This window comes from Marinobacter sp. (assembly GCF_041690455.1).
In the GTDB taxonomy this organism is placed as follows: Bacteria; Pseudomonadota; Gammaproteobacteria; order Pseudomonadales; family Oleiphilaceae; genus Marinobacter.
This window is the reverse complement of sequence record NZ_JAWLHI010000158.1, coordinates 1-2529: the sequence shown is the minus strand read 5'-3', so window position 1 is coordinate 2529 and position 2529 is coordinate 1. Positions and strand designations below refer to the sequence as shown.

Here is a 2529-nt window from a genome sequence, read left to right as displayed (position 1 = left end):
GAATGTTGAAGGCCAGGGATGGCCTGAAACAAGCGCACATGGACGTGCTCGTAGCGGTTCCGGGGAAGACATCCCCCACCACCGATACCACCGAACCTAGCGGTACCGGAAACCAGACTCCGGGGCCCAAAAAGAACTGACAGGAGAACACCGAAATGAGCACTCCGGCAGAAAAACTGAACAGCTTCGACGACTACAAAGTCCGCGATATCTCCCTGGCCGACTGGGGCCGGAAAGAGATGAAGATCGCCGAAGGCGAAATGCCCGCCCTGATGGCTCTGCGAAACAAATACAAGGCAGAGCAGCCGCTCAAAGGCGCCAACATCATGGGCTGCATCCACATGACCATCCAGACCGCGGTTCTCATTGAAACCCTGGTCGAGCTGGGTGCCAACGTGCGCTGGTCCTCCTGCAACATCTTCTCCACCCAGGACCAGGCCGCAGCCGCCATCGCCGCCCAGGGCATCCCCGTGTTTGCCTGGAAAGGTGAGACCGAAGAAGAGTACGAGTGGTGCCTCGAGCGCACCGTGGGCGCGGATGTCGACAGCTGGGAGCCGAACATGATCCTGGACGACGGCGGCGACCTTACTGCCCTGCTCCATGAGAAACACCCGGAGATTCTTGAGAAGTGTCACGGCGTCACCGAGGAAACCACCACCGGCGTTCACCGACTGCAGGAAATGCTGCGCGAAGGCACTCTGAAGGTGCCGGCGATCAACGTGAACGACTCCGTGACCAAGTCCAAGAACGACAACAAGTACGGCTGCCGCCACAGCCTGAACGACGCCATCAAGCGTGCCACCGACCACCTGCTGTCCGGCAAGAAAGCCCTGGTCATCGGTTACGGCGACGTGGGCAAGGGTTCCGCCCTGTCTCTGCGCCAGGAAGGCATGATCGTAAAAGTGGCCGAAGCGGATCCGATCTGCGCCATGCAGGCCTGCATGGATGGCTTTGAGGTGGTATCTCCGTACATCGACGGCGTGAACACCGGCACCGAGGCGGGTATCAACAAAGACCTGCTGGGCAACACCGACCTGCTGGTGACCACCACCGGTAACGTCAACGTTTGCGATGCCAACATGCTCAAGGCCCTGAAGAGCGGCGCTGTTGTCTGCAACATCGGTCACTTCGACAACGAGATCGATACCGCCTACATGCGCAAGAACTGGGAATGGGACGAAGTGAAGCCCCAGGTTCACGTGATTTACCGTGACAAGGCCACCAACGACCACCTGATCCTGCTGTCCGAGGGCCGCCTGGTGAACCTGGGCAACGCCACCGGCCACCCGTCCCGGATCATGGACGGCTCCTTCGCCAACCAGGTGCTGGCGCAGATGTACCTGTTCGAGCGCAAGTTTGGCGACCTGCCGGAAGATTCCAAGTCCAAGGGTGTCTACGTCCAGGTCCTGCCCAAGCAGCTGGACGAGGAAGTTGCCCGGGCCATGGTGGAAGGTTTTGGTGGCGTGATCACCAAGATGACTCCGGAGCAGGCGAAATACATCGGTGTACCGGTCGAAGGCCCGTACAAGCCGGAAAGCTACAGGTACTAAGCGGAACAGATCATGGAATCCCAGAAGCAATTCAAGCGCCGGTTCAGTTTCGAGTTTTTCCCGCCCAAGACCGATCAGGGCAAGGAGAAGCTGCAAACGGTGCGCAACCAGCTGGCCGAGGTGAACCCGGATTTCTTCTCCGTCACCTTCGGCGCGGGCGGCTCCACCCGGGACCGCACCATCGAAACCGTGCTCAGCCTGCACAAGCAGGGCATTTCCACGGCACCGCATCTTTCCTGCGTGGGTGGAACCCGCGAGGAAATCGGCGAACTGCTGGATGTGTACAAGGAAAACGGCATCAACCGGATCGTCGCCCTGCGGGGCGACCTGCCCTCGGGTATGGGGGCGTCCGGTGAGCTGCGTTACGCCAACGAGCTGGTGGAATTCATCCGGGAACACAGCGGCGATCACTTCAACCTGGAAGTGGCCGCCTACCCGGAATTTCACCCCCAGGCCCGTAATGCCGAAGAAGACCTGAAGAACTTCGCACGAAAAGTACAGGCCGGTGCCAACAGCGCCATCACCCAGTATTTCTTCAATGCGGACAGCTACTTCTACTTCATCGAGCGCCTGGAGAAGATGGGCGTCACCATTCCCGTGGTGCCGGGCATCATGCCCATCGTCAATTTCTCCAGCCTGGTGCGGTTCTCCGACATGTGCGGCGCGGAAATTCCCCGCTGGATCCGCAAGCAGCTGGAAGCTTATGGTGACGACAGCGACAGCATCCGCAAGTTCGGCGAGGAAGTGGTAACCGAAATGTGTGAACGCCTGCTGAAGGCCGGCGCACCGGGTCTGCACTTCTATACCCTGAACCAGGCAGAGCCGAGCCTGAGCATCTGGAAGAACCTGGGTATCAGCGATCGCGAGAAAATTGCGTTCTGAATGCTGAAAATGGGGTCAGAAGAAGGTTTTCTTCAGACCCCTTTGCCAGTGCCAGCGTCCGAGGTCACGCAGAGCATGGGGTCAGATGAAAGCTTTC

At 59.3% G+C, this 2529-nt stretch carries 2 protein-coding genes; both read left to right on the top strand.

Annotated features, from left to right (window positions below; genetic code table 11):
* The first annotated feature begins 155 nt into the window (after positions 1–155).
* Positions 156–1550 (top strand): adenosylhomocysteinase, encoded by a 1395-nt coding sequence (gene ahcY / locus ACESMW_RS19015; RefSeq protein ID WP_372988526.1) that lies wholly within the window; start codon positions 156–158, stop codon positions 1548–1550.
* A gap of 12 nt (positions 1551–1562) precedes the next feature.
* On the top strand, positions 1563–2432 hold the full coding sequence (gene metF / locus ACESMW_RS19010) for a methylenetetrahydrofolate reductase [NAD(P)H] (RefSeq protein WP_113863213.1): 870 nt from the start codon (positions 1563–1565) through the stop codon (positions 2430–2432).
* Positions 2433–2529: the final 97 nt, after the last annotated feature.

Bases quoted from the DNA above. Each gene is read 5' to 3' on its own strand.
- ahcY (WP_372988526.1), top strand. From the start codon at position 156: ATGAGCACTCCGGCAGAAAAACTGAACAGCTTCGACGACTACAAAGTC.
- metF (WP_113863213.1), top strand. From the start codon at position 1,563: ATGGAATCCCAGAAGCAATTCAAGCGCCGGTTCAGTTTCGAGTTTTTC.